Annotated in this window: 15 protein-coding genes; 9 read left to right on the top strand and 6 right to left on the bottom strand. The window is 59.9% G+C overall.

Annotation, left to right across the window (positions count from 1 at the left end):
- Nucleotides 1-49: 49 nt before the first annotated feature.
- Nucleotides 50-538, bottom strand: coding sequence for a TIGR00645 family protein (locus ACM6IT_RS22575; protein WP_007970904.1), 489 nt, complete (start codon nucleotides 536-538; stop codon nucleotides 50-52).
- 172 nt (nucleotides 539-710) lie between these two features.
- On the opposite strand from ACM6IT_RS22575, the gene ACM6IT_RS22570 reads away from it, so the two are divergent.
- A complete protein-coding gene (locus ACM6IT_RS22570; RefSeq protein ID WP_056728715.1) occupies nucleotides 711-2,540 on the top strand; it encodes a hypothetical protein in 1,830 nt (609 codons plus the stop codon).
- Nucleotides 2,541-2,546: 6 nt separating this feature from the next.
- Here ACM6IT_RS22570 and ACM6IT_RS22565 read toward each other — a convergent pair whose 3' ends face one another.
- Entirely contained in the window at nucleotides 2,547-2,888 is a 342-nt protein-coding gene (locus tag ACM6IT_RS22565; protein WP_414918729.1) for a hypothetical protein, read from the bottom strand.
- Between the two features lie 241 nt (nucleotides 2,889-3,129).
- The gene (locus ACM6IT_RS22560) at nucleotides 3,130-5,568 is read right to left on the bottom strand and encodes a Lon protease family protein (RefSeq protein ID WP_056728717.1); all 2,439 of its coding nucleotides are present in this window, start codon (nucleotides 5,566-5,568) and stop codon (nucleotides 3,130-3,132) included.
- 278 nt (nucleotides 5,569-5,846) lie between these two features.
- On the opposite strand from ACM6IT_RS22560, the gene ACM6IT_RS22555 reads away from it, so the two are divergent.
- The 3 genes from ACM6IT_RS22555 (at nucleotide 5,847) to ACM6IT_RS22545 (ending at nucleotide 9,131) form a co-directional block, all read left to right on the top strand.
- Nucleotides 5,847-6,335 carry a DUF3015 domain-containing protein gene (locus ACM6IT_RS22555; RefSeq protein WP_008052053.1) on the top strand — a complete coding sequence of 163 codons (489 nt, stop codon included), beginning with the start codon at nucleotides 5,847-5,849 and terminating at the stop codon, nucleotides 6,333-6,335.
- Nucleotides 6,336-6,428: 93 nt separating this feature from the next.
- Nucleotides 6,429-8,282 (top strand): DUF4105 domain-containing protein, encoded by a 1,854-nt coding sequence (locus ACM6IT_RS22550; RefSeq protein ID WP_414918728.1) that lies wholly within the window; start codon nucleotides 6,429-6,431, stop codon nucleotides 8,280-8,282.
- Nucleotides 8,283-8,636: 354 nt separating this feature from the next.
- A complete protein-coding gene (locus tag ACM6IT_RS22545; RefSeq protein WP_056728721.1) occupies nucleotides 8,637-9,131 on the top strand; it encodes a GreA/GreB family elongation factor in 495 nt (164 codons plus the stop codon).
- Here the strand turns inward: ACM6IT_RS22545 and gdhA are convergent.
- Together gdhA and ettA are read right to left on the bottom strand one after the other, a co-directional pair.
- A complete protein-coding gene (gdhA, locus tag ACM6IT_RS22540; RefSeq protein WP_414914862.1) occupies nucleotides 9,128-10,465 on the bottom strand; it encodes an NADP-specific glutamate dehydrogenase in 1,338 nt (445 codons plus the stop codon). The two genes, ACM6IT_RS22545 and gdhA, sit on opposite strands and share 4 nt — an antisense overlap.
- 376 nt (nucleotides 10,466-10,841) lie before the next feature.
- On the bottom strand, nucleotides 10,842-12,506 hold the full coding sequence (gene ettA / locus ACM6IT_RS22535) for an energy-dependent translational throttle protein EttA (protein ID WP_223541993.1): 1,665 nt from the start codon (nucleotides 12,504-12,506) through the stop codon (nucleotides 10,842-10,844).
- Nucleotides 12,507-12,782: 276 nt separating this feature from the next.
- Here ettA and ACM6IT_RS22530 point away from each other — a divergent pair, with 276 nt between their 5' ends.
- Entirely contained in the window at nucleotides 12,783-16,631 is a 3,849-nt protein-coding gene (locus ACM6IT_RS22530) for an EAL and GGDEF domain-containing protein (protein WP_414918727.1), read from the top strand.
- A gap of 11 nt (nucleotides 16,632-16,642) precedes the next feature.
- Here the strand turns inward: ACM6IT_RS22530 and ACM6IT_RS22525 are convergent, their stop codons facing one another.
- Nucleotides 16,643-18,994, bottom strand: coding sequence for a glycoside hydrolase (locus ACM6IT_RS22525; protein WP_414918726.1), 2,352 nt, complete (start codon nucleotides 18,992-18,994; stop codon nucleotides 16,643-16,645).
- Between the two features lie 259 nt (nucleotides 18,995-19,253).
- On the opposite strand from ACM6IT_RS22525, the gene glyA reads away from it, so the two are divergent.
- The 4 genes from glyA to ACM6IT_RS22505 all read left to right on the top strand — a co-directional run bounded on the left by glyA (nucleotide 19,254) and on the right by ACM6IT_RS22505 (nucleotide 23,576).
- Entirely contained in the window at nucleotides 19,254-20,507 is a 1,254-nt protein-coding gene (gene glyA, locus ACM6IT_RS22520; protein WP_056728729.1) for a serine hydroxymethyltransferase, read from the top strand.
- A 272-nt stretch (nucleotides 20,508-20,779) separates the two neighbouring features.
- Nucleotides 20,780-22,093: a C4-dicarboxylate transporter DctA gene (locus tag ACM6IT_RS22515; protein WP_056728732.1), complete on the top strand. Its 1,314-nt coding sequence runs from the start codon at nucleotides 20,780-20,782 to the stop codon at nucleotides 22,091-22,093.
- Nucleotides 22,094-22,162: 69 nt separating this feature from the next.
- Entirely contained in the window at nucleotides 22,163-22,867 is a 705-nt protein-coding gene (locus ACM6IT_RS22510; RefSeq protein ID WP_414914859.1) for a FadR/GntR family transcriptional regulator, read from the top strand.
- Nucleotides 22,868-22,892: 25 nt separating this feature from the next.
- Complete coding sequence (locus ACM6IT_RS22505; RefSeq protein WP_223541996.1) at nucleotides 22,893-23,576, top strand: GntR family transcriptional regulator; 684 nt, start codon at nucleotides 22,893-22,895, stop codon at nucleotides 23,574-23,576.
- Nucleotides 23,577-23,610: the final 34 nt, after the last annotated feature.

Below are 23,610 nucleotides of genomic sequence, written 5' to 3'. Positions count from 1 at the left end.
GCCATCCAGCGGGAGCAAGCTCCCTCGCCACAAAGGGAGCCGGTCCGGATCAGTGCTTGGTGACTTTATCCAGGTAACCCATGGCAAATGCCGAGACCACGAAGGTCATGTGGATGATCACGTACCACTGCAGATGCTCGGGATCGACGTTCTTGGCGTCCATGAAGATGCGCAGCAGGTGAATGGACGAGATCGCCACGATCGATGCGGCCACCTTCATCTTCAGCGACGAAGAGTCCATGGTGCCCAGCCAGTTGAGCTTCTCCTTGCTGTCGTCGATGTCCAGTTGCGAGACGAAGTTCTCGTAGCCGGAAATCATCACCATCACCAGCAAACCGCCCACCAGGGCCATGTCGATCAAAGACAGCAGCACCAGGATCAAGTCCGATTCGGCCATCGAAAACACGTTCGGGATGACGTGGAAGACTTCCTGGAAGAATTTCAGTGCCAGCGCCAACAGCCCGAGGGACAGACCGAAATAGATCGGCGCCAACAGCCAGCGCGAGGCGTACATTGCATTTTCGATAAAGCGTTCCATTGAATCTCACAAGTAGGGCTGAAAACGGCGGCGAGTATACCAGCCGCCCGCCTATAGCCAGAAGCTGCCAGAAACCGTCGAAAAATCCGCCACCTGCGCCTGTGTATCAAAGTTTTTCTGCTAGTGTCCAAATCATTGATTGCTCAGTGATGTCGGACAGGAAGACTGGAAAATGGATGTGCGATTGCCTTTGACGAGTGCCGGAATTTGCCTGGCGTTGCTGCTGAGCGGCTGCTCGCCCAGCGACGAAAAACGCCAGGTCAGCCTCGAAGAAAAAACCGCGCAATTCGAAAAGTCGCTGGACGCCATCCAGGATCCGAAGCTCAAGGATGCCGTGTCGGAGCTGGGCGGCTCGCTGCTGCTGCTCGAACGCGCGCAACTCAAGCTCGACAGCAAGCCGATGGAAACCGAATACGGCGAAGACGCCCTCGCCATGCTCAAGCACTACCCGAACCCGCAGGCCCTGGTCGACACCTACATCAACGGATTGTTCGTGCTGCAAAAGGACTCCAGTTCCGACTACCTGACCGATCTGCAACCAGTGTTCCCCTTCACTTTCAGCGTTCCTGCAGCGTTTTTGTTTCCCCATGGCCTGGAATGGCAGTCGGTCACGCTGAGCAACAAACGGGTGATTGCGTTCCAGCCGGAATGGTCGGAAACCGACCCTGGCATTCAGCTCAGCCCATCAAGTTCCAACCTGACCAACCCCGATGACCTGACCGTGGCCTACCCCTTCATCGAAGGCCTCGACATCGACAGAAAGCAACAACCGCAACCGGTGAGCCTGCAAGGCAAGGTCGAAGTCATCGCGCCACGTCGCCTGTACAGCTTCGACCTGACGAAAAAGGACGTAGGCCAGACCCGCACCAATGACAACCTGAGCGTCACCCTGCTGGCATTGACGAACAGCTACGCAGAAATCGAATACAACAACAGCGCGCCGCTGGCCCCTGAAGTCAGTGAAACTCCGCTCAACCCGCTGATCGTCCAGGCCAGGGACAGCACCGGGCAATTCATCGCGCGCGCCGGCTCAATCAACGAAACCTCAGTACAAATTGCCTTCTATCAGCAGCAACTGGCCAAGATGCAGCAGCAAAAGAGCTGGAGCGAAGCCCTGGAAAAACAGCTCGACGAAGAACAACGCAACTTTGAGAAACAGCAGGCACGACATTATTCGAAGGTGTACTTCAACGGGACAATCGAAACCCTCGAAGTCAGCATGCTGGATTTTTCCGCCGTCACGGTCACCCGAAAGGACCTCGACCTGCCGATCCGGCGCTTCGATGCCAATACCACGGACAAGTCCATCCAGCCCTTGAACCTGTCCGTGGTGGTCTATGACGACCAGGCGGCGAGCTGGCTGAAAGGGGCAACGCTGAGTGAGGATCAACTGAAAAAGAACGTCAGCATCAGTCAGTCGGTCGACGACCCCAGCGCTGCGCGAATCGAATTCACTCACCTGCGCACCTTCAACGATGAACTGCTCGGCACATCGTTCAACCCCGGCGAAAGTCCGGTGAGCTTCTTTACCGAAGACACGCTTGGAAAACGCGACGAGCCGATCGAACTGCCGTCAGAGGCGTACCAGATCGACCCCCTGCGCGGCACCATCACTTACGACCTGAATCTGTTTCCGCAGACTCCGGCCTATGCGGTGGGCTCGATGCCGCTGTTCCTGGCCGCGGTCGACAAGCAAACCGTCGATGCCCGTCAACTGCCCAAGGGCCTCGCGCTCAAAGACAATGCACTGGTGGTGGACCTGAAGGCATTTCCCGCACAGGACTGGCGCTTTTTCGCCAAGGACGACAGCGGTAATTACTTGAAGGAGATTCTATCGGTCAGCCATGGCGCGAGCACACAGGGTCCGGCGCAGTTTGCCGTGCATTATTTCTATGGGCAGCCTACGCGCCTGGAAACCTACCAGCGCACTGACCTCGCCACCGTGCAATATGGTTTCGAAGTCAAACTCGACAAGGCCGACATGACGCGCCTTGATCAATAGTGCCACTCAGTGCTCAGGGTGAAACTCGAAACCGCCCATGCTCCGGCAGCGACCACCATTGATTTCCCGCAGTTGGGCTTGCAGGTGCAGGCACCAGATTTGCGGATCGTCGGCCAATTCGTAGCCGTGCAGGGTCAGGCTTTCAACGATGGTGTCGAGGATTGATTCAGCGACGAACGGACCATGAAACGGGCCTTGGGCCTTGATGGCCGAAGGTTGCTCACCGGCCATTCCGGCGGCGAACAGCAGAGTCCACATGCCCGTATCTCCCGCCAATGGACGGATGGCACATTCGATACGGGTCACAAGGCCCAGGCATTGACGGGTAAGGCAGAGGTTGCGCGACATGGCGGCGACCCTCGGTAGATCCGGTATTCAGCCCCCATGGGAAGGCTGTTTCGATCCTGTGATTACGTCGATATCCTTGAGCAGAGAATAGAAGAAAAGTCCGGCTTGCAGGCCAGGGCGAGACCGAAAGGCGCCGAATGGTCATAGTGTGAATATTGACGTCATTTCGACGACGCTTTTCCAGTATTCACACAAACAAATGTGGGAGCGGCGGTGCGCCGCTCCCACATGGGTTACTGCATCAAGCCGGTTTGGTTTCCGCCAATGCCTCTTGCGCCAACTCCTTCTCGGCTTCCTTGAGATCATCCTCACTGATCATTTCCGCGATAACCCGCAGGCGCTCCACGACTCGCGCGTTCACGCTGCCTTCAGGAAACTCGCCATTTTCGTCCGGCTCGCCGGCCGGTTCGCCGACCAGCAAGCTCAAGGCTTCGTCGGCCTGACGGACCGCGTAGACATGGAACTGCCCCGCACGCACTGCCGTCAGCACCTTCTCGTCGAGCATCAGGGTCGCGACGTTGGCGTGAGGAATGATTGCCCCCTGCTCGCCGGTCAAGCCGCGGGCTTCGCACAGACGGAAGAAGCCCTCGATCTTCTCGTTGACCCCGCCAACCGCCTGCACTTCGCCGAACTGGTTGATCGAACCGGTGATGGCGAAGCACTGCTTGAGCGGGGTTTTCGACAAGGCCGAGATCAGGGTGCAGGCCTCGCCCAGGGAAGCACTGTCGCCATCGACATAACCGTAGGATTGCTCCAGGGCGATGCTCGCGGAAATCGCCAGCGGAAACTCCTGGGCGTAGCGGCTGCCCAGATAACCGGTAAGGATCATCACGCCTTTGGAGTGGATTGGCTGGCCGAGGTTGACCTCACGCTCGATGTCGACAATACCGCTGCCGCCGGGGTACACCGTGGCGGAAATCCGCGCCGGCACGCCGAAGGCCGAGTCACCGACCTCCAGAACGGTCAAGCCGTTGCACTTGCCGACCGCCGCGCCGTCGGTGTCGATCAGGATGATCCCGGCCAGCATGTCATCGAGAATCCGCGCCGACACCCGCCCGGTCCGCGTGGCCTTGGCCTTGAGCGCACGTTCGATGTGCCCGGCGTCGGTCATTTCATCGCCAGCCAGGTGACGAATGAAATCCGCCTCGCTGACCAGTTGAAACAAATCACCGATACGCGCCGACAAGCGCCCCTGATGCTCGGCCAGACGCGCACTGTAGGTCGCCAGGCGTGCCACCGCATCGGCTGTCAGCGGTGCCATGCCTTCCTCGGAAGTACGGGTCTTGAGCAACTGGGCGAACTGCTCCAGGCTCTCGTCGACCATCGGGATGTCTTCGTCGAAATCCACCAGGACGCGGAACATCTCCTGGAAGTCCGGATCGAGGTCTTGCAGCGTGTAATACAGCTGACGGGCACCGATGATGACGACCTTGACCTGCAACGGTATGTGTTGCGGTGTCAGGGTCACGGTGGCCAGACGCCCCAGTTCACCCAGCGGTGACTCCATTTTCAGCTTGCGCGATTGCAGGGCGCGTTTCAGCGCGTCCCACACGAACGGCTCGCTGAGCATTTTGTCCGCTTCAAGGATCAGGAAACCGCCATTGGCCCGGTGCAAGGCACCCGGTCGCAGTTGGCGGTAGGTGGTGTACAGCGCGCCCTGATCGGTGCTGTATTCGATGCGACCGAAAAGGTTTTCATAGGTCGGGTGCGGCTCGAACACCACCGGCGCACCGCCGCTGGCCGAGTGACCGACCACCAGGCTCGGCGCGTATTGTTCTTCCAGCAACTTGCGGGCGACAGCGTCGGTCTTGCTGTCGTCCACCAGTTGCTCGACCACGGTCTTGAGCAAGTACACCTGCATCGCTTGCAGATAACCGCAGACCGCCGCGTTCTCGGCGTACTTCTCCGACAGTGGCGACAACAATGGCTGCAAGGCCAGGGTGATGGTTTCTTCGTTCAGATGACGCAGTTGGTTGCTCGATTCGCGCTTCCATTGCGGCAGGCTGGCGAGCTCTTCGTTCAGGCGCTCCTCCAGTGCCGAAATATCTTCGTGAAAGCGCTCGCGCTCGGCTTCCGGCAACTGGGCGAATTCAGCCTCGTCCAACGCCTTGCCATCGCTCATCGGGGTGAAGGCAATATTGCTGGCGTCGCGGTAGAGCGCGACTTCCTTTTCCAGGGCCAGACGCTCGATGACGTCAAGGGCCTTGTCGTAGCGCTGGTTGAAGGCGCGGTCGATGCTGCTTTTCTTCTGCTGGTAGGACGGATGCTCGAAGACTGCCGGAAATGTCGCCAGCAGGTTGTCGATCAAAACGTTGATATCGCCAATGAAGTTACCGGCAGTGCCCGACGGCAACTCCAGGGCACGTGGTTCGCGCGGTTCATCGAAGTTGTTGACATAGACCCAGTCCGCCGGGGTCTGCAGGCGCTTGCCTTCGGCCTTGAGGTAGCGTTTGACGAACGAGAACCGGCCGGTGCCGGGCTCGCCCATGACGAATACGTTGTAACCGGGGCGTGGCATGGCCACACCGAACTGCAAGGCTTCGACCGCACGTTCCTGGCCAAGCACACCGCGAAAGGGCTCCAGATCATTGGTGGTAGAGAAGCTGAACTGTTCAGCGGAAAACGGACGGGTCAGCGCTTCGGGCGCTAGACGCAAGCTGGCAGCAACAGGATCAGGCATCGGGCTTCCTTACAATCAGGCGGGGCAGATGGCAGCATTCTGGCGCTGCCCATGCCCGACTGGCAAGGAGCGCCGCAGGCCTGAGCATTGTCAATCGGCCAACCCCAGGCGGGCCGGGCTTGCGCCGGTGTTTCCCATGAATGTTTTGCAAAAAATCACGGAACCCCGTGATCGTGCCTAAACTCCAAACTGCGCGGCTGGGCTAATGCCCGGCCCACTGGCACCGGAACGGGCCAGACTCCCTTGTCTATTGGTATGCACACAAAGAGAACAAAGCTATGAAACGGATTCTTCTTGGTACTCTCTTCACCGCTGTATCCATCAATGCCATGGCGCAAGCGCCAGGCGGTCCGGATTGCGGTTGGGGTAACATGCTGTTCGAAGGCCAGCGTGGTACTCCAGCTCACTTCCTGGCATCCACCACCAACGGCACCTCCGGCAACGCAACCTTCGGCATGACCTCAGGCACCAACGGTTGCGCAACCAATTCGGCGCTGACCTATGGCGGCAAATCCTGGTTTGCCATGAATGGCATGATGAACGAGCTGTCCGAAGACATGGCCAAGGGTCAGGGCGAAGCGCTGACCACCTATGCCGTGGTACTGGGCGTGGCGCCGGAAGACCGTGCGCACTTCGCCGCCGTCACTCACGAACACTTCCAGCAGATCTTCAGCAAGGCTGACGTGACTGCAGAAGACGTGCATACCAACACCCTGGCCGTGCTCAAAGCCGACCCTCGTCTGGCCAAGTACGCGACTCAGGCTTAAGCTCGACCCGCCCCGCTTCTTTCGGGAAGCGGGTTTTATTTTTTGGACCTGCCCCTCTTTGGGTCTTTTTCTCAAGTATTTAAGTTGCCCTCTATGCTCAAACGCCTTGCCTGGCTGGCGCTGTGTGTCTGCGCCCCGCTGTCCGCCGCGCCTCACATCGATCCACAACGTTTGCAGCAACTGGCCAACGACCCTTTCTGGATCTCCCTGGGCCATTACGAAACCGCCAAGCTCGGTGGCTGGCGCAGCTATGTCAGTGACCGGAAATTTTTCCTCGCCGCTGACGGCAATGAACATCCGGACCATGAACTGGCGGCGACTGTACAAGCCTTGTACGCCCCGGCCAGTGCCGGTGAAACACACGCTCAATGCGTCTACCCGGCCCGCACCCGCTGGCTGAAAGAACAACTCGGCCTGACCGGCCTGCCAACGCCGGACTGCGCCGAATTCAAGCAATGGTTCAAGGACGTCTCGCCCGACAGCGCGGTGATGATCTTCCCGGCGGCCTACTTGAACAGCCCGTCCTCGATGTTCGGCCATACCCTGTTGCGCATTGACCAGGCCGAAGTGAAGAGCGACAAGACTTCGCTGCTCAGTTACGCGATCAACTTCGGCGCCTACATCGAGGGCTCGGACAACAGCATCATCTATGCCTGGAAAGGCCTGATGGGCGGCTATCCCGGCCTGTTCGCGATGGTGCCCTACCAGGAAAAACTCTCGGAATACCGCAGCCTGGAAAACCGCGACCTGTGGGAGTACCGCCTGAACCTGACCCGGCAGGAAACCGCGCGCATGGTCGAGCATGTCTGGGAGCTCAAGCAGATCAAGTTCGACTATTTCTTCTTCGACGAAAACTGCTCGTACCGCTTGCTGGAACTGCTGCAAGTGGCCCGCCCGGGCCTGCGCCTGACCGAGCAATTCCCGCTCACGGCCATCCCGACCGACACCGTCAAAGCCGTGAAAGCGGCTGGGCTGGTGGAATCGATCCAGTATCGTCCGTCCCGGGAGCGCGAGTTGCTCAGCCGCGCCGAGCCGTTGAACCCTGAAGAGCAGCAATGGGTGCTGAAAGTCAGCGCCGATCAGAAACAATTGCAGGACCCGGCATTCAAGGCGCAACCCCGCGACCGTCAGGCGCTGATTATCGATGCGGCCTATCGTCTGGAGCGTTACCGCGCCAATGGCCAGGAGCGCGACCCGGCGCGCGCCCAGCGCAGCTTCGAACTGCTGCGGGCAATCAACCAGAACCCGGCGCCGGAGCTGGATATCCCGCAACCGGGCCTGCCTGAAGACGGTCACGAGTCCCGCACCTGGCAGCTCGGCCTCGGCACCCGTGGAGATAAAGCCTTTGGCGAGTACGGCTTGCGCATGGCTTATCACGACCTCAATGACAACAACGAAAGCTTTCCCCTTGGCGCGCAGATCGAAATCCTGCAATTGAAACTGCGTCAGTACGAAGGCAATGACTGGCAAGTGCAGCAACTGGACCTGGCGACCATTCGCTCCCTGACCCCGCGTAACGAATTGCTGCAACCGCTGTCATGGCAAGTCACTGGTGGCCTGGAGCGGGTGCCGGGCAAGCACGATGACCAGACCCTGGTCAGCCATGTCAACGGCGGTGGTGGCGGCACCTGGCAACTGGGCGATGACCTGCTCGGTTTTGCCCTGGGCACCGTGCGTATCGAGCACAACAGCGACTTCGCCGCGTTCATTGCCCCGGCCGCCGGGTTCAACAGTGGTGTGCTGTGGAAAAACCCTCTGGGCAATTTGAGCCTGGAAGCCAAGGGCGACTTTTTCACCAATGGTGAAGTGCGCCGCAGCCTGAGCCTGAATCAACAGTGGGAAATATCCCGCAATCTCGGACTGCGCTTGAGCGCCCAGCGTGAGTTCAGCCATTTGGCAACGGCCGAGAACGAAGTGATGCTTGAGCTGAAGTGGTATCACTACTGACCTGACACACCACTTACCCTGTGGGAGCGGGCTTGCTCGCGAATGCGATATGCCACTCAACATTGATGCTGGCTGACACGCCCCTTTCGCGAGCAAGCCCGCTCCCACAGGGGTTATGTGGCGTTCGATAAAATGCATGCACTCCTTTCACATACACCCGACAAATCCACTTCTAGACTTTATCTATGGGCCATCGGCTTGGGAGAGTGAGACGGATGGCCGGGTGTAAAGCCTGGCAGCAGCAGAAAGATCAGGACGCCGCCCGGGCCTATCACTCGCCATAAGTCGTTTTCAGACATCCGGTGAAACCAAATGCCTGCGACCATGGCCCAAACCCTATACCGGGAGAATTCCATGAGCCGTGCCTTCGTCAATGAAGATAACGCCGCCGCGCAAGCCGATCAGCCAGTCGAACGGCAGGTCAGCGCGCAGCCCAATTACGTCACGCCGCAAGGCCTGGACCTGTTGCAGGGAAAAGTCACCGAACTGCAAACCCTGCACGCCGAACAATCGGCCAAAGGCGAGCAGGCCGACAAGCAGCGCCTGGCGGATCTCGAACGTGATTTGCGTTACTTCAAGCAGCGCCTGGGCAGTGCTCAGGTGGTACCCGCCGCGACTTCGACCGAGAAAGTGCAGATCGGCAGCTGGGTGACCTACGCCGATGAACACGCCACCGAACGCCGGGTACAACTGGTGGGCGAAGATCAGGCCGATGCCGCCCACGACCTGATCAATTGGGGTTCACCGTTGGGACGGGCACTGCTCGGCGCACGACTCAACGATGAAGTGCTGTGGCAGCGCCCTGCCGGGGATCAATTGATTGAGGTGATCCGTATCGAACCGGCTTAGACCACACCTTGGGCGAGCATGGCATCGGCGACTTTGACGAAGCCGGCGATGTTCGCGCCCTTGACGTAGTTGACCCGGCCGTTCTCCTCACCGTAATTCACGCAAGCGTGGTGAATCGACTGCATGATCGCGTGCAGCTTGCTGTCCACTTCGCCACCGGTCCATGCCAGGCGCATGGCGTTCTGCGACATTTCCAGCCCGCTCACCGCCACACCACCGGCGTTGGACGCCTTGCCCGGCGCGAACAGAATGTCGGCCTCGATGAACAGATCCACCGCCTCAAGGGTGGTCGGCATGTTCGCGCCTTCGGCCACGCAGATGCAACCGTTGCGCAGCAAGGTGCGAGCGGCGTCGGCATCCAGTTCGTTTTGCGTCGCGCACGGCAGTGCGATGTCGCAGCTCAGGCTCCATGGCAGTTCACCGGCGCGAAATTCCAGGCCAAAACGGCTGGCCAGCTCACGGATGCGCCCGCGCTGTACGTTTTTCAGCTCCAGCACCGCCAGCCATTGCTCCTCGGTCAGGCCGCTTTCGCAATACAGCGTGCCTTCGGAGTCGGACAGCGAAATCACTTTGCCGCCCAGGTCCATGACCTTGCGCGCCGCGTATTGCGCGACGTTGCCGGAGCCGGAGATCGCTACGCGTTTACCCTCCACGGCCAGACCGCGACGCTTGAGCATTTCTTCGGCGAAGTACACGCAACCGAAACCGGTGGCTTCCGGGCGAATCAGGCTACCGCCGTAGCTCGGGCCTTTGCCGGTCAGCACGCTGGTGAACTGGTTGCTCAGGCGCTTGTACTGGCCGAACAGGAAACCGATTTCCCGCGCACCGACACCGATGTCCCCGGCCGGCACGTCAACGTCAGCACCGATGTGGCGGTACAACTCGCTCATGAAGGCCTGGCAGAAACGCATGACTTCCGCGTCGCTCTTACCCTTCGGATCGAAGTCCGACCCGCCCTTGCCGCCGCCCATGGGCAATGAAGTCAGGGAGTTTTTGAAGGTCTGCTCGAAGGCGAGGAACTTCAGGACGCCCATGTTCACCGACGGGTGGAAACGCAGGCCACCCTTGTACGGGCCGATTGCGCTGTTCATCTGGATGCGGAAACCACGATTGACCTGGACCTTGCCCTGATCGTCGACCCACGACACGCGAAACACCACCGCACGCTCCGGCTCGCAGATGCGCTCCAGGATGCCGGAGGTCAGGTAATGCGGATTGGCTTCAAGAAACGGCCACAGGGTACGCAGGACTTCTTCGACAGCCTGGTGAAACTCGGGTTGATCCGGGTCGCGTTTTTTCAGGCGCGCAAGGAAGGATTCGACGGATTCGATCATGAAAAAGTCTCGGCAAATTTGTTGTCGTTGGAGGAGATTGGGCCGGACTGTAACAAACGAATCGCGCACAGGAACAGCGCAAAATGTCGCACTTATGAAATTAAATGGTGCACAGGATATAAATAAGTCCGCTTTTTGGACTCATTCTGCACCTGAATAGGGATTCACCATTCGAGCAATGCACCATCAGGAACACCGCCTTCGCGAGCAAGCCCGCTCCCACAGAGGATCTTCTTCTGAATTGAGATTTGTGCCTTTCACAAAACCCTGTGGGAGCGGGCTTGCTCGCGAATGGCGCGGCTCGGTGTCATTGAAAAAACACAGGCAAAAAAAAACGGAGCCCGAAGGCTCCGCTCTTTATGCAACCAACCTGAAATCAGGCCAGCTTCTTGTGGCGTACACGATGCGGCTGGGCAGCCGCTTCGCCGAGACGCTTTTTACGGTCGGCTTCGTACTCGGTGTAGTTGCCTTCGAAGAACACCGCTTGCGAGTCGTCTTCGTACGCCAGGATGTGAGTCGCGACGCGGTCAAGGAACCACCGGTCGTGGGAGATCACAATAGCGGCGCCCGGGAAGTCCAGCAGGGCCTCTTCCAGGGAACGCAGGGTTTCAACGTCGAGGTCGTTGGACGGTTCGTCGAGCAGCAGGACGTTGCCGCCCTCCTTCAGGGTCAGGGCCAGGTGCAAGCGACCGCGCTCACCACCGGACAGGTCCTTGACGAACTTCTGCTGATCGCCGCCCTTGAAGTTGAAGCGACCGACGTAGGTACGCGACGGGATCTCGTAGTTGCCGATGCGGATCTGGTCGGAACCGTCGGAGATCTGCTGGAACACGGTCTTGCTGCCGTCCAGGTCTTCGCGGCTCTGGTCAACGCAAGCCAACTGCACGGTTTCACCGACTTCGATGCTGCCAGAATCCGGCGTTTCCTTGCCCATCAGCATGCGGAACAGGGTCGATTTACCGGCACCGTTACCGCCGATCACGCCGACGATGGCGCCTTTAGGCATGGAGAACGACAGGTTGTCGATCAGCACGCGGTCGCCATAGCCCTTGGTGACGTTCTTGAATTCGATGACCTTGTCGCCCAGGCGCGGACCGGCCGGGATATAGATCTCGTTGGTTTCGCTGCGCTTCTGGAATTCCTGCGACTGCATTTCTTCGAAGCGTTGCAGACGAGCCTTGGATTTGGACTGGCGGGCCTTGGCGCCTTTGCGCACCCACTCCAGCTCTTCCTTCATGGCTTTTTCGTGGGCCGACTGCTGCTTGGATTCGGCAGCCAGACGATCGGACTTGGCTTCCAGCCAACCCGAATAGTTGCCCTCGTAAGGAATGCCCGCGCCGCGGTCGAGTTCCAGGATCCAGCCGGCAACGTTGTCCAGGAAGTAACGGTCGTGCGTGATCGCGACCACGGTGCCCGGGAAGTCGTGCAGGAAGTGCTCAAGCCACGCAACGGAATCGGCGTCCAGGTGGTTGGTCGGTTCGTCGAGCAGCAGCATGTCCGGAGCGGACAGCAGCAGGCGGCACAGGGCCACACGACGCTTTTCACCACCGGACAGAACTTCGACCTTGGCATCCCAGGCTGGCAGACGCAGCGCATCGGCGGCGACTTCCAGTTGACGCTCAAGGTTGTGACCGTCGCCGGCTTGCAGGATAGCTTCGAGCTTGGCCTGTTCAGCCGCCAGCTTGTCGAAGTCGGCATCCGGTTCGGCGTACGCGGCGTAGACCTCGTCCAGACGTGCCTGAGCGTTCTTGATGACGCTGACCGCTTCCTCAACCACTTCACGCACGGTTTTGGTCGGGTCCAGAATCGGTTCCTGTGGCAGGTAGCCGATGTTCAGCTCTGGCATCGGACGGGCTTCGCCTTCGAACTCGGTGTCGACGCCGGCCATGATTTTCAGCAGCGTGGACTTACCCGAACCGTTGAGGCCAAGTACGCCGATCTTGGCGCCAGGGAAGAACGACAGAGAAATGTTTTTCAGGATTTCCCGCTTCGGCGGAACAACTTTGCCCAGCCGATGCATGGTGAATACGTATTGAGCCATGGAGAACCTAGGGTCAGTGACTGATGAATGATTGGAGCGCAGGCAATGCCCGGCCAGACCGTGCGCGTCGTCCGTAAGAGGCGACGCTGAAAAAGTCTGAGTCTAGGAGCTGGAACGCTCCCGCGTAACCGGCAAAGCTACCTTAATGACAGATGGCAGTCCAGCCGACGGACAGGGGCTGGCACTTCGCCACAACTCAAGGCATGCTAGCCGCCCTTCGGGCGTCCGGCTTATAGTGCACGTCGCGCCAGTCCAGCCAAACCGCAGGATTACAGCTTGTCCATTGTCCCTCCGCCTCTGACTTCCAGTGCGCCGGCCACAGCGCCCGGCTCCCCCCTGCGCGGGACCTTGAAGGGCACCTTGGCGACACTCGTATTATTGCTGTTGGCCCTGCTGTTCTGGCAGTTGCTCGACCAGTTGCGGGAAACCCAGAAGAACCAGCGCCAGTACACCATCGACTACACCGCCGATCTGGCCGCGCAGGTCAGCCTGAACATGGCGCTCAATGCGCAGATCGCCCTCAACCTGCTGCCGATCGTCGAGCAACCGCAGGACGCCGATGAATTGCAGGCCCTGTTGCGCAAACTGCAACAATCGCTGCCTGATCTGCGCAGCCTGGCGTTGCTCAGCCCCTCGGGAAGAGTCATCAGTGACAGCGCTCCCGACAGCGATGACAGCGACTACCTGGGTGAACTGGTACGCCGCAGCCACGCACAGGCGCACTATTTCAGCAATGCCACCGACGGTTCCGTGGTGCACTTACTGTTGCACCAGGCCAGCGGCAGTTCCCGAGGCTATTGGGTCTTGCGCCTGACACCCACCTTCTTTTCGTCCCTGACCAAACAAGGCGAGGCTGGCGGCCGCCCGTTGTGGCTGGTGGAGAACCGCATCAATCATCAGATCATCAGCCGCGACGAAGCGCTGCCCTCGGTCAATCCGGGCACGTTGACCGCGGACGATGTCGCCAACAGCGTGCTGACCGTCCCGCTGAGCAGCAGCGATTGGCAACTGCGCGGCCTGTTTGACCGTCAGCGCGTACTGGAAGAGCTGCTGCCGGCGTTCATCGGCAAATGCCTGCTGGGCCTGGCGTTTTCCATGCTGCCGTTCCTCGCCTTGCTGAACATGCGCCGGCGTCAGCGCCAGTTGAATGAAGGCCGCCGGCGTTACCAGGACATTTTCGAAGGCACCGGCGTGGCCTTGTGCGTCCTCGACATGTCCGGGCTCAAGGTCTTTTTCGACAAGGCGCAACTGCAGGGCAGCGAGCAACTGCAAGCGTGGCTGGCGATCCCGGAGCAACGACGGCCATTGCTCAAGGAACTGCGGATCACCGAGGTCAACCAGGTTGCGCTGCAACTGCTTAATGTCGATAGCGCCGACAAAGCCTGGAAACTGCTGATCGACGGAAACCCACAGGACGGCACCGCCATCGGCAACCAGGTGCTCGACGCGATGCTCAACCGGCAGCAACAGCTTGAACTGGAAATCAAGCTCCAGGACGCCAGCGGCCGCGACCAGCACCTGTGGCTGGTGTTGCGCCTGCCGCAAACCCAGGACGACTATAAAGCGGTGATCCTGAGCATCACCGACATCACCAGCCGCAAGCTCATCGAACTGTCGCTGCAGGAGCGCGAAGGGTTCTGGTCGGACGTGGTGCGCACCGTGCCAGATCACCTGTATGTGCAGGATGTGATCAGCCAGCGGATGATCTACAGCAACCACCATCTGGGCCAGACCCTGGGTTACAACCGCACCGAACTGCACCAGATGGGCGAATACTTCTGGGAAATCCTCCTGCATCCCGAAGACGCCGACTATTACCACCGCTCCCGCCAGATCCAGCGCCAGGCCGGTTATCGCCAGTTGATGCAGTGCCAATTGCGCTTCCGCCATCGGGACGGCCAGTGGCGACGCTTCGAGATTCGCGAGCAGGCGCTGGCGCGGGACAAGGAAGACCAGGTCACGCGGATCATCGGCGTGGCCAAGGACATCACCGACCAGATCGAAGCCAGCGAATCCCTGCGCGACAGCGAGCAGCGCTACCGGATGCTCGCCGAAAGCATCAGTGACGTGATCTTCTCCACCGACAGCCGCCTTAACCTCAATTACGTCAGCCCCTCGGTGCAAGCGGTGCTGGGTTACGGCGTCGAGTGGATTTTCCAGAACGGCTGGCAATCGACCATCGCCAACCCGCAACAACTGACCGGCATCTACCACCTGATGGACCGGGTCAGCAAAGCGCTGGATCAGCCGGACCAACTGGCGCTGTTGCGCAGCCAGGTGCAAACCCAACTGTTCCTGTTCGATTGCCTGCGGGCCGACGGGCGCAAGATCCCGATCGAACTGCGCCTGGTATTGGTCTGGGACGAACACGGCACCTTCGAAGGCGTGCTCGGCGTCGGCCGCGACATCAGCCAGCAACGCCGGGCCGAAAAAGACCTGCGCATGGCGGCCACGGTATTCGAACACTCGACCTCGGCGATCCTGATCACCGACCCGGCCGGCTACATCGTCCAGGCCAACGAAGCCTTCAGTCGTGTCAGCGGTTATGCCGTGGAGCAGGTCCTCGACCAGCTGCCGAACATGCTGACGGTCGACGACCAGCAGGAAGCCCATCTGCGTTACGTGCTCAAGCAATTGGGCCAGCACAGTACCTGGGAGGGCGAAGTCTGGCTCAAGCGCCGTAATGGCGAGCATTACCCGGCCTGGGTCGGGATCACCGCCGTGCTCGACGATGAAGGCGACCTGGCCAGCTATGTGTGTTTCTTCAGCGACATCAGCGAGCGCAAGGCCAGCGAGCAGCGGATTCACCGCCTCGCCTACTACGACGCCCTGACCCACCTGCCCAACCGTTCGCTGTTCCAGGATCGCCTGTACACGGCACTGCAATCGGCCGAGCGGCAGAAGTCGTGGGTGGTGCTGATGTTCCTCGACCTCGACCGTTTCAAGCCGATCAACGACTCCCTGGGCCACGCCGCCGGCGACCGCATGCTCAAGGAAATGGCCACGCGCCTGCTCGGTTGCGTCGCCGATGACGACACCGTGGCGCGCATGGGCGGTGACGAATTCACTTTGCTCCTGCAACCGCGAGCCAACCGTGAAATCGCCCTGAACCGGGCGATCCATGTGGCCGAACAGATTCTCGCCAGCCTGGTGAAACCCTTCGTGCTCGAAGGCCGCGAGTTCTTCGTCACGGCCAGTATCGGCATCGCCCTGAGTCCACAGGACGGCAACGAACTCAGCCAGCTGATGAAGAACGCCGACACCGCGATGTACCACGCCAAGGAGCGTGGCAAGAACAACTTCCAGTTCTATCAGGCGGACATGAACGCCAGTGCGCTGGAACGTCTGGAGCTGGAAAGCGACTTGCGCCATGCCCTGGAACAGAACGAATTCGTGCTGTATTACCAGCCGCAGTTCAGCGGTGACGGCAAGCGCCTGACCGGTGCCGAGGCGCTGTTGCGCTGGCGTCATCCACGCCGCGGGCTGGTGCCGCCGGGGGATTTCATTCCGGTGCTCGAAGAGCTCGGGCTGGTGGTGGATGTCGGCGACTGGGTGATCAGCGAAGCCTGCCGCCAACTCAAGGCCTGGCATCAGGCCAGGGTGCGGGTGCCGAAGGTGTCGGTGAACATCTCGGCGCGGCAGTTCTCCGACGGCCAACTCGGTACGCGAATCGCCACCATCCTCAAGGAAACCGGCCTGCCACCGGCGTGCCTGGAACTGGAGCTGACCGAAAGTATCCTGATGCGTGAAGTCAGCGAGGCGATGCAGATCCTCGACGGCCTGAAAAACCTCGGCCTGAGCATTGCGGTCGACGATTTCGGTACCGGTTACTCATCGCTCAACTACCTCAAGCAATTCCCGATCGATGTTCTGAAGATCGACCGCACCTTTGTCGATGGCCTGCCCAGCGGCGAGCAGGATGCACAGATTGCCCGGGCAATCATTGCCATGGCCCACAGCCTGAACCTGGCGGTGATCGCCGAAGGCGTGGAAACCCAAGAGCAGCTGGATTTCCTGAGGGAGCACGGTTGCGACGAGGTACAGGGTTATCTGTTCGGTCGGCCGATGCCGGCCAATCGGTTCGAGGCCCAATACAGTAACGATGCATTGTTCATGTTTGATTGACCACTGCCGTCTCAACGTGCCTTGAACACCGTACTCATCTCATGCACTCGCACAGGCTGGTCAGGTTCTTCGACACGCGCAGCCAGCGCAGGCACCGTCGTACCTTGTGCCACCATCGGCTCGCTGCTGAAGTTCACGGTGATGCGCGTTCCATCGGCAAAGCTTGATTGCTGGAGCGCGCGATCTGTCGACAACACCTTGAAATCCACCATCGCCACGTTGAACAGCCGCTCGTGCAGCGGGCGGAAGATTCGGTCATAGGCCGCGATCACCGGCAGATCGCGATCGAGCACTTCATCGGCCAGGTGATAAAGCGGTGGCACCATGTACAACAGCTGCAGGAGCGCCGTCGCCTCCCACTCATTGCTGAATTTCAATGAGCCGTACTCCCAGTGATGGGTTGTCACGACGCTGTCATGCAAGGCGATTTGATAAAGCGGCAGGCGAAACCATGGCGAGCGCACATAACGGGCGATCGAAGACTTGAGCGGTACAGGCTTGAAGTAAAGACTGGGCGTTTCGTCGGGCCAGTAACGGCCTCGATAGTACGGCGAGCGTGAATCCTTCATGTCAGGATCCATCCAGGCGAAGGGCTGCGTCGTCATGCCCTGGGCAAACGCGAACTGAGGGGCGTACCAGGACAACCCGCCTTCCGTCCCGGTCACCAGGCCAAATGCCCGGGCAGGATAAGCCAGCCTCTGGCGCACGCTCTGACTGTCCTGCGACTCACTGGTCTCGCGCCCGGGCGTATGGTCCTCACGCGGTGGGCCGGCGCCATCCACATCCAGGAAATAGCTGTTGAGCCCAGCGTTTTGTGCAATCGCATCGATGCGTTTTCGAGCATAGTCATGGGCTGCACGAGCGCTGACATACACCCCCCGTCCGGCAAAACCTGTGGCGGGTTGGCCGTTTTGATCCCGGTAACCGGCATTCGCCAATTCATCGCCCATCTGCGCGGTAGACCAGGTTGCCGCAAGGTTCGAGGGGTGAGCGCTGCCATAGCTGTCATAGACGCCGACCAGGTAACCCGCCGCCTTGGCCTGTTCAATGGCTTCAGGATGCCAAAGCGCCGTTCGCCACTCACTGACGCCCAGCCAGGCACGGCGCAAACCTGCCGATTGCAGCGCGCTGACCAAGTCGGTCGAGAGACCGCCTCCCCAACCTCGGGCGGGAGCCAACAGCGGACCGAAGGCCTGTTCCATGGCGACGCTCATATCCCGTGCCCACGCCACTTCACCGCCAGGGTCATGCCCGCCCGGCAGCGGTGTCACTTCGGGACGGGCAATCACCTTCAACAGTGCCGCGTTGAGCGCTCGAATCACCTCTCTTTTCAGCCACGGCTCGATATCACCCGGGTTCCTGGCTGCCGCCTTGAACGCCTTCTCGACGGTTTTGCGCTTTTCATCATCAAGCACCTTCCACAGACGGCCCGCCAGTTGCGTGTCATCGCCTCGCTGGCGCCGAAACTGTTCCAGAAACGCTCTCCATTGAACGATGTCCGCGACTTTCAGCGGATCGCTGCCCCACAGATAGATATGAGATGCCCCTCCTAACCGGGCGACTTCGGGCGTCGTAGCGATCTTGTCGTTCAAGGAGACAAACTGGCCGCTTGCTTGCAGCCACTGCCGGTATCCACGCGCCCCGGCCAACGGGTCCTGCGGACCGGGCACAATACGCAGGGTATAAGCGGCATCGGGAGATAGAGAGGAGAAGCGGTGAGTAAAACCAGGTCGTGCCCGATCTTCCCTGCGTTCGACATCAAACGTTGTATCCAGGGGTGTTTCCAACAGCCAGGTCACGGAAAGCCCCTCTCGCAACTCCGTCCAGAACGGCATGGAAAGAATACTCAGCACACTTTCCGGCTCGTAACGACGCACCATCCAGTCAATCCACCCGGGGTCGTCCGCCGGCACATAACTGCCCTCGCCAAAAGGAAATGCATAAGCCTTGATGGCCCCGGGATCCGCGGTCCGTGGCCAGTTCAACACCGATGGACCTTGCGACCGGACTGACACCCGTAAGGCACCGAACTCGATATTGGCCGCGACCTTGTACCGGGCCGTACCTGCCGCCACTTGCCATTCGTGATCCGACAGCCGCTCGACCCTGCTACCGCTGAACGCCGGGGACGCCAGCGCCAGGCGTTTGCCCTGTGAAGTCGTGAGGGAAATGGCCAGCGTGTCCGGATCGATTGCAAACTGCCCGGCGGGACTGTCCAGCAGCACAGGATCATTGGCCAGGGCGTACGTCGTGCCGGGCACCATGCAAGCCAACAGGATGGCCCATACAAGGGCTATCCGACGAAATGGGCAAGCCTGCGCAGAAACGGGCGTGGTGGGCATCAGATCGGTTACGGGCATCATCCATCGGCCTCCTGTCCAGCGTTCAGGGGCAAGACGTTCGTCAGCTCAAGTCTTTATCCAGGCTTCCAGAACAAGGTGTGCCCCGCAAAAAACAAGGATGCCCAATGCGACTCCATGCTTCAGGGATAATTTGTGTCCGAATATTCAGCCGCGCACCGTGAATGCCACTTGTCTGCGACATGATGCCGTTTCATATGCCATCTAAAACCCATTGGGTTAGAATGCCCCCCTTTTCCGCCCCCGATCCTTGAGGACCGCCATGTTCAGCCGTGATTTGACTATTGCCAAGTACGACGCCGATCTCTTTGCCGCCATGGAGCAAGAAGCTCAGCGCCAGGAAGAGCACATTGAGCTGATCGCTTCGGAAAACTACACCAGCCCTGCTGTGATGGAAGCCCAAGGCTCGGTACTGACCAACAAGTACGCCGAAGGTTACCCGGGCAAGCGCTACTACGGTGGTTGCGAGTACGTAGACATCGTCGAGCAGCTGGCTATCGACCGCGCCAAAGAGCTGTTCGGCGCCGACTACGCCAACGTTCAGCCGCACGCCGGTTCGCAAGCCAACAGCGCCGTTTACCTGGCCCTGCTGTCGGCCGGCGACACCATCCTGGGCATGAGCCTGGCCCACGGCGGTCACCTGACCCACGGTGCCAGCGTTTCGTCTTCGGGCAAGCTGTACAACGCCATCCAGTACGGCATCGACGCCAACGGCCTGATCGACTACGACGAAGTCGAGCGCCTGGCCGTTGAGCACAAGCCGAAAATGATCGTGGCCGGTTTCTCTGCCTACTCGCAGATCCTCGACTTCCCGCGCTTCCGTGCAATCGCCGACAAAGTAGGTGCCTACCTGTTCGTCGACATGGCCCACGTGGCCGGTCTGGTCGCCGCTGGCGTCTACCCGAACCCGGTTCCATTCGCTGACGTCGTGACCACCACCACCCACAAGACCCTGCGCGGTCCACGTGGTGGCCTGATCCTGGCTCGCGCCAACGCCGATATCGAGAAGAAGCTGAACTCCGCCGTATTCCCGGGCGCTCAGGGTGGTCCTCTGGAGCACGTGATCGCGGCCAAGGCGATCTGTTTCAAGGAAGCGCTGCAGCCTGAGTTCAAGGTTTACCAGCAGCAAGTGGTGAAGAACGCCCAGGCCATGGCCAGCGTGTTCATCGAGCGCGGTTTCGACGTGGTTTCCGGTGGTACTCAGAACCACCTGTTCCTGCTGTCGCTGATCAAGCAGGAAATCTCCGGTAAAGACGCCGATGCCGCGCTGGGCAAAGCGTTCATCACCGTGAACAAGAACTCCGTGCCAAACGATCCACGTTCCCCGTTCGTCACCTCCGGCCTGCGCTTCGGCACCCCGGCTGTGACCACTCGTGGCTTCAAGGAAGCAGAGTGCAAGGAACTGGCCGGCTGGATCTGCGACATCCTGGCTGACCTGAACAACGAAGCGGTGATCGATGCCGTTCGTGAGAAGGTCAAGGCCATCTGCAAGAAGCTGCCGGTGTACGGCGCTTAATCAGCCCGTTAAACCGCACTATAAAAACCGGCCAGAGATGGCCGGTTTTTTTTCGCCCGTTTTTTATTCAGTCGGGGGAAAGGCTCTAAACCGGGCTCACTCACCAACTGGTAAGACCGGTCATGCCAATTCTCTAATTTTTACTTGCGAACACCCAAAAATAGCGCCTAGACTGCGCCTGCACTGGACATACCGGTAAGACCACAATAATTAAGTCCTGAATCTGATGTGCTCCGCACACGGCAGCCAGGACACCGACCAGGATTCCTCCCATGCTCAGATGGTGCTCGCGTTCAATCTTCCTCCAAGTGGTTCTCGGACTGGTGCTCGGCATCGTCTGTGGGCTGACCCTTCCCGAATACTCCGCTCAGCTCAAACCGCTCGGTGACGGTTTTATCAAGCTGATCAAAATGCTCATTGGCTTGATTGTATTTTGCGTAGTGGTCAGCGGCATCAGCGGTGCCGGCGACCTGAAGAAGGTCGGCCGTATCGGCCTAAAATCGGTGATCTACTTTGAAATCCTGACCACCATCGCTCTGGTGATCGGTCTGGTGTTTGCCTTCAGCACCGGTATCGGCAGCGGCGCGAACATTCACCTGGAGCAGCTTTCCGCAGCCGACATGGGCGACATTGCCCAGCGCGGCCAGCACATGCACACCACCACACAGTTCCTGATGGACCTGATTCCGACGTCGGTGATCGGTGCCTTTGCCGATAACAACATCCTGCAAGTCCTCCTGTTCTCTGTGCTGTTCGGCAGTGCGCTGAATCTGGTGGGCGAGGCGGCATCGGGCATTTCGCGGCTGATCAATGAACTCAGCCACGTGATTTTCCGCATCATGGGCATGATCGTGCGCCTGGCGCCGATCGGTGTGTTCGGTGCGATCGCCTTCACCACCAGCAAGTATGGCCTGGACTCGCTGCAACACCTGGGCAGCCTGGTCGGCCTGTTCTACCTGACCTGCGTGGCTTTCGTGACGCTGATTCTCGGCCTGGTGATGCGCCTCTCCGGCTTGAAGATGTGGCCGTTGCTCAAGTACCTGCGCGAAGAACTGCTGATCGTCATGGGCACCGCTTCGTCCGACGCTGTGCTGCCTCAAATCATGCGCAAGCTTGAGCACCTGGGCATCGGCAGTTCGACGGTCGGGCTGGTGATTCCAACGGGTTACTCGTTCAACCTCGACGGTTTCTCGATCTACCTGACCCTGGCCATCGTGTTCATCGCCAATGCCACCGGCACGCCGCTGGCAATGACCGACCTGCTGACGATTCTGTTGGTATCGTTGATCACCTCCAAGGGGGCCCACGGTATTCCGGGCTCGGCGCTGGTGATTCTGGCGGCCACCCTGACAGCCATTCCGGCCATTCCGGTGGTGGGCCTGGTGCTGGTGCTGGCCGTGGACTGGTTCATGGGGATCGGCCGGGCGCTGACCAACCTGATCGGTAACTGCGTGGCGACCGTCGCCATCGCGCGATGGGAAAAGGACATCGATGTGCAGCGGGCGAACAAGGTACTTTCGGGCCAGGCGGGTTATACCTTCCAGCCAAGAAAACCGATTGCACCGGCACATCAGCAGGAATTCTGAATCAACGGTGTGCCGGCCTCGCCTTGGCCGGCACATCTTCACCACTTTTAAATGCTCATGGAGCGAACAGTGATTACCTCGTCGACCGTCGTAACTTCAGTCGTGGAAAAACTACGGGCCGCCTTGGCCCGAGGTCAGTGGCGCTCCGGCGAAATGCTGCCGGGGCAACGTGAACTGGCCGAACAGCTGGGTATCAGCCGCCCGAGCCTGCGTGAAGCCGTCATCGTCCTGGAAACCCTTGGCCTGGTGCGTTCGATGCCGGGCAAAGGCGTGGTGGTGCTCGAAGCCAATCTCGCTGACAACCAGGCGCATGACAGTGCAGTGGCCGCAGCGAGCCTGGAAGACGTGCTGCAACTGCGCTACACGCTCGAACCGTTCATCGTCGGCCTCGTGGCGCAGTCCATCAGCAGCAAGGAGGTCGGGCAACTGCGCCTGACCCTGATGGACATGCGCGAAGCCCTGGAGGCCAATGACAGTGAAGCTGGCGTAAGCGCCTACATCGCGTTCCACGAAGAGCTGTTCACGCTGACGTCGAACCCGATCTTCCAGAGCGTGGTCCAGCAAACCAGCAATGCCCTCAAGCAAAGCGCCGAAGTGTTGCGCAACTCCCCGGAGCATCTGGCTGAACGCCTTGAAGAAAACGAAGCCGTGGTGCGCGCGATCCGCAACAAGAACAGCGCCCAGGCCAGCGCCGAGATGCGCCGGCACATTTTGTGCGAAGGCCAGCGCATGGGCATCGAACTGAACATCCCGGAAGACAACCTCGGCAGTTGAAACCTCTTCGAACTGGAGATTGGCCATGAACAGCTTCGCCTCGCCACAAACGCTCGCCACCCTGCCCGTCCGCCCGTCGGTGGATGATCTGTATTCGCGTGTCCTCGATGCCATTTTCGAACAGCGCATCCATTCGGCCAGTCGCTTTACCGAAGAAAGCCTGGCGCAGATGTTCGGTGCAAGGCGCAGCGACATGCGTGATGTGCTGACGCGGCTGTCCCACCAGCAGATCATCATCCTTCGGGTCAACCATCGTCCCCGCGTCGCCGAGCTTGATGCCGAGCAGACCCGGCAGACACTGCACGCCCGGCGTCTGGCCGAGATCATGCTGGTGCGGCTGGCGTGTCAGCGACCCTGCGCGCAAGACTTGAAGCGCCTGCGGACACTGGTCGATAACGAGCATCAGTGCACCGAGCGTGGCCGGGCGATTCGCTTGTCGGGAGAGTTTCATCTGCAGTTGGCACAAATGGCGGGGAATGCACCGCTAGCGCATTTCCTTGAGAGCCTGGTACCGCTGACTTCCTTGGCGATTGCGCAGTTTGATCTGCAGCAGAAGGAATATTGCGTGGAGCACATGGAGATTCTGGATGCGCTGGAGCGAGGCGATGCCGCGAAGGCCCAAGTCGCGCTCAACCGGCATCTGGATTACCTGGAAGATTTGTTGCTGAGTCCTGCATCGGTACTGGGCCAAAACTGTGCCGCAGGTTAGTCCGCTTTCGGCGGAACGCCGCCCGGAGCAGGCT

Origin of the sequence: Pseudomonas sp. IT-P4, from assembly GCF_949767755.1 — a bacterium.
Classification (GTDB): Bacteria; Pseudomonadota; Gammaproteobacteria; order Pseudomonadales; family Pseudomonadaceae; genus Aquipseudomonas; species Aquipseudomonas monachiensis.
The sequence above is the reverse complement of the archived record's forward strand: the minus strand, read 5'-3'. Positions and strand labels throughout refer to the sequence as shown.

Excerpts from the sequence above, each read along its gene's own strand:
- ACM6IT_RS22560 (WP_056728717.1), bottom strand. The coding sequence starts at position 5,568 with ATGCCTGATCCTGTTGCTGCCAGCTTGCGTCTAGCGCCCGAAGCGCTG.
- ACM6IT_RS22515 (WP_056728732.1), top strand. The coding sequence starts at position 20,780 with ATGCTCAGATGGTGCTCGCGTTCAATCTTCCTCCAAGTGGTTCTCGGA.
- ACM6IT_RS22505 (WP_223541996.1), top strand. The coding sequence starts at position 22,893 with ATGAACAGCTTCGCCTCGCCACAAACGCTCGCCACCCTGCCCGTCCGC.
- ACM6IT_RS22525 (WP_414918726.1), bottom strand. The coding sequence starts at position 18,994 with ATGATGCCCGTAACCGATCTGATGCCCACCACGCCCGTTTCTGCGCAG.
- ettA (WP_223541993.1), bottom strand. The coding sequence starts at position 12,506 with ATGGCTCAATACGTATTCACCATGCATCGGCTGGGCAAAGTTGTTCCG.
- gdhA (WP_414914862.1), bottom strand. The coding sequence starts at position 10,465 with ATGATCGAATCCGTCGAATCCTTCCTTGCGCGCCTGAAAAAACGCGAC.
- ACM6IT_RS22570 (WP_056728715.1), top strand. The coding sequence starts at position 711 with ATGGATGTGCGATTGCCTTTGACGAGTGCCGGAATTTGCCTGGCGTTG.
- ACM6IT_RS22565 (WP_414918729.1), bottom strand. The coding sequence starts at position 2,888 with ATGTCGCGCAACCTCTGCCTTACCCGTCAATGCCTGGGCCTTGTGACC.
- ACM6IT_RS22575 (WP_007970904.1), bottom strand. The coding sequence starts at position 538 with ATGGAACGCTTTATCGAAAATGCAATGTACGCCTCGCGCTGGCTGTTG.
- ACM6IT_RS22555 (WP_008052053.1), top strand. The coding sequence starts at position 5,847 with ATGAAACGGATTCTTCTTGGTACTCTCTTCACCGCTGTATCCATCAAT.
- ACM6IT_RS22545 (WP_056728721.1), top strand. The coding sequence starts at position 8,637 with ATGAGCCGTGCCTTCGTCAATGAAGATAACGCCGCCGCGCAAGCCGAT.
- ACM6IT_RS22550 (WP_414918728.1), top strand. The coding sequence starts at position 6,429 with ATGCTCAAACGCCTTGCCTGGCTGGCGCTGTGTGTCTGCGCCCCGCTG.
- glyA (WP_056728729.1), top strand. The coding sequence starts at position 19,254 with ATGTTCAGCCGTGATTTGACTATTGCCAAGTACGACGCCGATCTCTTT.